This window comes from Daejeonella sp. (assembly GCF_037719425.1).
GTDB lineage: Bacteria > Bacteroidota > Bacteroidia > Sphingobacteriales > Sphingobacteriaceae > Daejeonella.
The window spans coordinates 1-6,526 of record NZ_JBBJNI010000193.1 but is presented as its reverse complement, the minus strand read 5'-3'; the positions used below and the strand labels follow the sequence as shown (position 1 = coordinate 6,526).

The 6,526-nt window shown below is 42.8% G+C and carries 4 protein-coding genes; 2 read left to right on the top strand and 2 right to left on the bottom strand.

All coding sequences use genetic code 11. The features are described 5' to 3' along the window. Positions 1–678 (bottom strand): TatD family hydrolase (locus WKF69_RS17985; protein WP_340383682.1); only part of this gene is annotated, 678 nt, incomplete at its 3' end. A 203-nt stretch (positions 679–881) separates the two neighbouring features. Beyond that, positions 882–2,270, bottom strand: a complete 1,389-nt coding sequence (locus WKF69_RS17980) for a pseudouridine synthase (protein ID WP_340383680.1) — start codon at positions 2,268–2,270, stop codon at positions 882–884. A 216-nt stretch (positions 2,271–2,486) separates the two neighbouring features. Here WKF69_RS17980 and WKF69_RS17975 point away from each other — a divergent pair, with 216 nt between their 5' ends. Both WKF69_RS17975 and uvrA read left to right on the top strand, forming a co-directional pair. Beyond that, positions 2,487–3,314, top strand: a complete 828-nt coding sequence (locus WKF69_RS17975) for a lytic transglycosylase domain-containing protein (protein WP_340383678.1) — start codon at positions 2,487–2,489, stop codon at positions 3,312–3,314. Between the two features lie 252 nt (positions 3,315–3,566). After that, entirely contained in the window at positions 3,567–6,413 is a 2,847-nt protein-coding gene (gene uvrA / locus WKF69_RS17970; protein ID WP_340383676.1) for an excinuclease ABC subunit UvrA, read from the top strand. The last annotated feature ends 113 nt before the right edge of the window (positions 6,414–6,526 follow it).

The window sequence follows — 6,526 nt, the reverse complement described above, 5'->3', positions numbered from 1 at the left end:
TACATATACCAAATAACTGCTTTCGTTAGGTTTGCCGCGAAAAGGCACCGGTGTGAGGTAAGGCGAGTCAGTTTCAAGCACAAGGTGATCAAGGCTGATACCTCCTATGGCTTTGTCAAGGCCAGAATTCTTATAGGTTAAAACCCCGCCGATGCCTAAATAAAAATCCAGCTCTATTACTTTGGCAGCCTGTTCAGCGGTTCCTGTGAAACAATGAAAAATGCCCCTTAACTTATCATCTTTAAATTCGGTAAGGATCTCGAAGATCTCGTCAAAAGCTTCCCGGCAATGAATAACGATAGGAAGATTCAGCTCCCTGGCCCAGGCAATCTGTTGCATGAAGGCTTTCTGCTGGAAAGGCAATGTAGTTTTATCCCAGTAAAGATCGATACCTATCTCTCCAATTGCATAAATTTTTGCCTGATCTTTTGCCTGCCGGATAATTTCCAACTCTTCCTGAAAATTCTCTTTTACATCACAAGGGTGTAAGCCAAGCATCGGGAAACAGTTCTCCGGATACAGGTTAACTAAGTTAAATACCTGAGGAATCGACGATGAGTCCACGTTCGGCAGAAATAAACGACTGATATTCTTGTCAAAGCAACGCTGCATTAGCTGAGCAAGCTTTTCCGGATCGGCTTCGTAATATAAATGAGTATGAGTGTCGGTAAGAATCATGTAGAAATACTAAAGAACCAAGAGCCAAGAATCAAGACATTTTATCTTGGGAATTAAATTTCAGCTAAAGTTGAATGTCTTGCTTCAAACGCACATTGCTTATATACTTTTTAACCGTGTTCAGGAACATCTAAATCTCACCAAAAAACTCGTTCCAAAAGGTCCGGCCTAAAATCTTGATTCCTGATACTTGGTTCTTGATACTATTTAATAAGGTGCTTCAATTGAATGATCTCTTTGTCCTCCAGATACCTCCACCGGCCGCGAGGAAGGTCTTTTTTCGTAAGATTTGAATATACCACACGATCAAGCTTTACAACCTCATAGCCAAGGCTTTCGAATATCCTGCGGACAATCCTGTTCTTTCCGCTATGAATCTGGATCCCAACTTCCTTTTTACTCCCGCCGGCGACATAACTTACCTGATCAGGCTTGATCAATCCGTCCTCAAGCTCAATTCCGAACGATATTTTATTCATATCGCCCTGGGAAAGGCTCTTATTAAGCTCAACATTATAAAGTTTTGTGATGTTATTTTTTGGATGAGACAGCTTGTCCGCGAGATCACCATCATTGGTCATCAGCAACAGGCCAGTTGTGTTACGGTCGAGCCGCCCGACAGGATAGATGCGTTCATTTGACGCTTTTTCGACCAAACTCATCACCGTTTTTCGCTCTTGCGGATCATCAGTAGTCGTTATATAGTCCTTCGGCTTATTGAGAAGTACATAAACATTCTTCTCACGTCTAAGGCTTTCGCCGTTATAACGGATCTGATCTTTTGCAGGATCAACCTTAAATCCAAGCTCTGTAACCGGTTCCCCATTTACGGAAACAACGCCGGCAGCAATAAGCTCATCTGCTTTACGCCTGGAGCAAATACCAGCATTCGCGATGAATCTGTTCAGCCTGATCAGCCCATCATCTTTTGCTACTACAGGCTTTTTACTTCTTTTATTATCGAATCGTTCTTCGGAACTCCATTTCTTATCGTCACTCTTATACTTAGGCCGATCAAACGGTGCAGATGGTTCTGTAGAACGTGATCTGAATGGTTTATCGTTGAACCGTTTAACCGGTGCATTTTTATCTCCCAACTTTTTATCCCGGCCGGCAAATGGCTTAGCTGAAGATTCGCCTCTATCTGAATAAGGCTTTCTTTCGCTCTGCGACCTATCGCCAAATGCCTTCCGGTCGCTAAAGGATTTATCGCCATAAGGTTTTCTATCGCCAAACGACTTCTTGTCGCCTTCCTTACGATCTGAAAATGATTTTTTATCGCTATGCGGACGGTCTGAGTAAGATTTTATTTCCGGACGGTCATTGCTTCCCGGAGATTTACTGAAGCTTTTCGGGCTTCTTTTATCTGTCGAGAAACCTGAGCCTGATTTATCGTCAGGCTTTCTGGATCCGCTTTTAAAGGGCTTTTTTGCGTCATCTCCAAACAATTTCTTCTTGGTGCTGTTACTACCTTCGGTTCTGTCTGGCTTGTAAGAATTACTTTTTGAGGCGGAACCCGGGGCGGACTTAAACGACCGGTTAGATTTTTCGGATTTGTCATCACGACTGTTCCTTTTATTGTTAAATGGCATGGCTGTATTTTAGCTCTTAAAAGAGGACTACAAAGATAGGTAAAAATACGGAATCAGTGCTGTGAAGTCAAAAAATCAGGGTAGGCAATAAACCAAGAAAACTAATATTTATACGAGTTATTAACAAGTGTGAATTTATAACTATTTGATAATTAGATATATATTTTGTATGTTTGTCAAAAATATTCGTATTTGGATTTAAAAAGAGAGGTAAAAATGATAAAGAAACACTTGATAATGTGTTCAGTGATGTTAGGCATATTTCTGACCGCCAAGATGTTTATTTACAGTGCTCCGTCATCATTCGTAACATTAATTTATAGTCGCGAAGAGCCTAAAAAAGTTGAAAATGCCATTGATCCCTACTATAATTCTTTAAGCTTTGCGGAAGAAACTATGCCCCTGGGAGATACGCGCATAACGTCAAAAATGAAGAAAGCGCTAAGCGCCCATTCTCATAAAAAGCTTCAGACATCCCGGCTGCATACGCAGGCTTCTAAATGGTTCCCTATTATCGAACCTATATTGGCCAAGTATGGAATTCCGGAGGACTTCAAATACATGCCGCTTGTTGAAAGTGGTCTAAAGGCTGGAATATCACCAAAAGGGGCCGCGGGTTTCTGGCAATTCATGCCGCAAACGGCCCGGGATTTCGGCTTGCGTGTAAACTCTGACATTGACGATCGCAATAACATTCAAAAATCTACTATTGCTGCTGCGAAATATATCAAATCATTATACAGGGAATTCAACAGCTGGACATTAGCGGCCGCAGCGTATAATGTAGGCGAAGGAAGATTAAAAAGACAGATTAACAGCCAGAACCAGGACAACTACTTTAAGATGAGCCTGAACAGGGAAACTGCTTCTTATGTCTACAAGCTTATTTCCATGAAGGAAATTATTGAGAATCCTACACGCTACGGGTATAGCAGCCGTGTTAACAGGCTGCTTGCTAAAAGCGAAACTCGTCAGCAACCCGCCTTCCCTTACCCGGTGGCAAAAGGTAAGCCGCTGGGAAATAATGCAATGCTTATTAACTAACCTTTTATAGACTCAACAGAAAGGATCGGAGCAATCTGGTCCTTTTTTGTTTCTACACTTTTCATTAATATACAGGGCTGATTTTTAAGTTTTTCATAAGTGTATAATTGTTTTTTATTGGCTATGAAGCTATCATGGGCATATATATTTTAGTCTATAGCGGCATGCCCATGATGGTTTCTGACCTTCAGAAAATAATTGATGGCAGAAAAAATCGCATCTTTGCGTAAATTTTGAGCGAGTATTCTTTTTATGAATAAATCTAATCCCGACCTTGGCGAGCAAAGTGAAGTTGAAGTTTTTGGTGCCAGGGTTCATAATCTAAAAAACATTGATGTTTCCTTTCCCCGCAATAAGCTGGTTGTTATAACCGGATTAAGCGGCAGCGGGAAATCATCGCTCGCCTTTGATACTATTTATGCAGAGGGTCAGCGCCGCTACATGGAAACTTTTAGCGCGTACTCACGTCAGTTCCTTGGGGGGATGGAACGCCCTGACGTTGATAAAATTTCAGGCCTGAGCCCTGTTATTGCCATCGAACAAAAAACCACCAGCAAAAATCCACGCTCTACAGTAGGCACCATAACCGAAATTTACGATTTCATGCGACTGCTTTTTGCCCGTACGGGAGAAGCATACTCTTATGTCAGCGGAGAAAAGATGGAGCGCATGACCGAGGATCAGATCCTTAGAAGCATACAGGAGAAATTTGACGGTCAGGCAATAAATATACTTGCACCTGTTGTCAAGGGCCGCAAAGGGCACTACCGTGAATTATTTGAACAGATCCGCAAGCAGGGCTATTTGAAAGTGCGTGTTGATGGAGAAGTTCTTGACATCACTCCCAAAATGCAGCTTGACCGTTATAAGATCCATGATATCGAAATGGTCATCGATAGGCTTCTGGTCAGTGAAAACGACAAAAAGCGTTTATACGATTCTATCCAATCGGCACTCAAGGTTTCGAAAGGCATTATTAAGATCAGCGATAAGGAAAATAAAGAATATTTCTACAGCAAGTATCTAATGGATCCTATTTCAGGGATCTCTTATGACGAGCCGCAGCCAAATACCTTTTCATTTAACTCGCCTTACGGAGCATGCGGACGCTGTAGCGGTCTGGGTTATATTTTCGAGGTTGACCGGAATTCAGTTATTCCGAATCCCAGGCTTAGCATTATGCAGGGCGGCCTTGCACCTTTAGGAGAGTACCGTGAAACCTGGGTATTCCAGATCTTAAAGGCCCTTGCGAAAAAATACAACTTCTCCCTTTCTACACCTTTGGAAAAGATCCCCGAAGAGCTTATTGAAATTATTCTAAATGGCTCACACGATATTGTAACAGTTCCTGTTGAATATAATAAATGGAATGTTCAAAATTACCAGATCTCTTTTGATGGCATCATTAAAATGCTGGAAGAGCAAACTGAACGCCGGGGTGATGATGTAGGTGAAGACCTGGAAAATTACCGGGCCCTGAAGGAATGTCCGGAGTGCGGCGGCGCGAGGCTTAAAAAAGAATCGCTCCATATTAAAGTAGATGAAAAGAATATTTATGAGCTCGCCTGTATGGATATTGCGAATCTATACAGCTGGTTCGAGCATCTGGAAACCAGATTAAGCGAACGCCAAAACACGATAGCCAAAGAGATTCTGAAAGAGATCCGTTCGCGGATTGGCTTTCTGCTGGATGTGGGATTAAACTATCTAACCTTAGATCGGACGGCTAAAACCTTGTCGGGTGGTGAGGCTCAGCGGATCAGGCTTGCTACACAGATCGGATCGCAGCTGGTAAATGTTCTTTACATCCTGGACGAGCCTAGTATTGGCCTGCATCAGCGGGATAATGCCCGTTTAATAGCAGCCTTAAAAAACCTGCGTGATATTGGAAATACTGTTCTTGTGGTAGAACACGATAAGGACATGATCATGGAAGCCGATCACGTAATTGATATGGGCCCGGCGGCTGGTGAGCATGGCGGTGAAGTAGTTGGCGAAGGAACGCCGCAGCAGTTCTCCAAAGCCAGGACCTTAACCAACGATTACATCAGCGGAAAAAGAGAGATTGCTATTCCTAAGGAAAGAAGGAAGGGTAATGGAAAATCATTGGTACTTAAAAATGTCAGCGGGAACAATCTAAAAAATGTTTCAGTGGAGTTCCCCTTAGGAAAGCTGATCTGTGTAAGTGGAGTTTCGGGAAGTGGAAAATCGACTCTGATCGCAGAGACATTATATCCTATTTTAAACCACCATTTCTTCCGGGCAAAGAAAAAACCTATGCCCTATAAAAAGATCGAAGGGCTTGAGCATATAGACAAGGTTATCGAGATCGACCAAACGCCGATCGGGCGGACACCTCGTTCAAATCCTTCAACTTACACCGGTGTATTTTCTGACATCAGGAATCTATATGTAATGCTTCCGGAAGCGAAAATCAGGGGCTACAAGCCAGGGCGTTTTTCGTTCAATGTAAAAGGCGGGCGTTGTGAGACCTGCCAGGGTGCGGGGATGAAACTTATTGAAATGAATTTTCTGCCGGATGTACAGGTTCCCTGTGAGGAGTGCGCTGGTAAACGATACAATCGCGAGACACTTGAGGTCCGCTATCGCGGAAAATCAATAAGTGACGTACTGGATATGAGCATTGAGGATGCCGTGGCATTCTTTGAACCTATTCCATCAATCTACCGAAAGATCAAAACGCTGGCGGAAGTTGGCCTGGGTTATATCCGCTTAGGCCAGTCGTCGACAACCTTATCAGGAGGAGAAGCACAGCGGGTCAAACTGGCAACTGAGCTCTCAAAAAAAGACACAGGCAATACATTCTATATACTGGATGAGCCGACTACAGGACTGCATTTCGAAGATATTAGCGTTCTGCTTGGTGTTCTTAATCGTCTTGTGGATCATGGAAATACTATCCTCGTAATTGAACACAATCTTGACGTTATAAAAGTTGCCGACTGGGTAATTGATCTTGGACCGGAAGGTGGCTCAGGTGGTGGCGAGATTCTTTTTGAAGGATTACCAGAAGATTTGGTTAAAGTAAAAAAGAGCCACACGGGGAGGTATTTGGGGATTGAGATGGGGGTTAAGTAAGCCTATTTTTGCTATTTACGAGATTGTAATGAAGAATAGTGATATAGAGGTTCCGGCCTTCGCCCAATGTCATTAAGTTAAGGGTATTCATAATGTACCTTTTTGATTTTTAG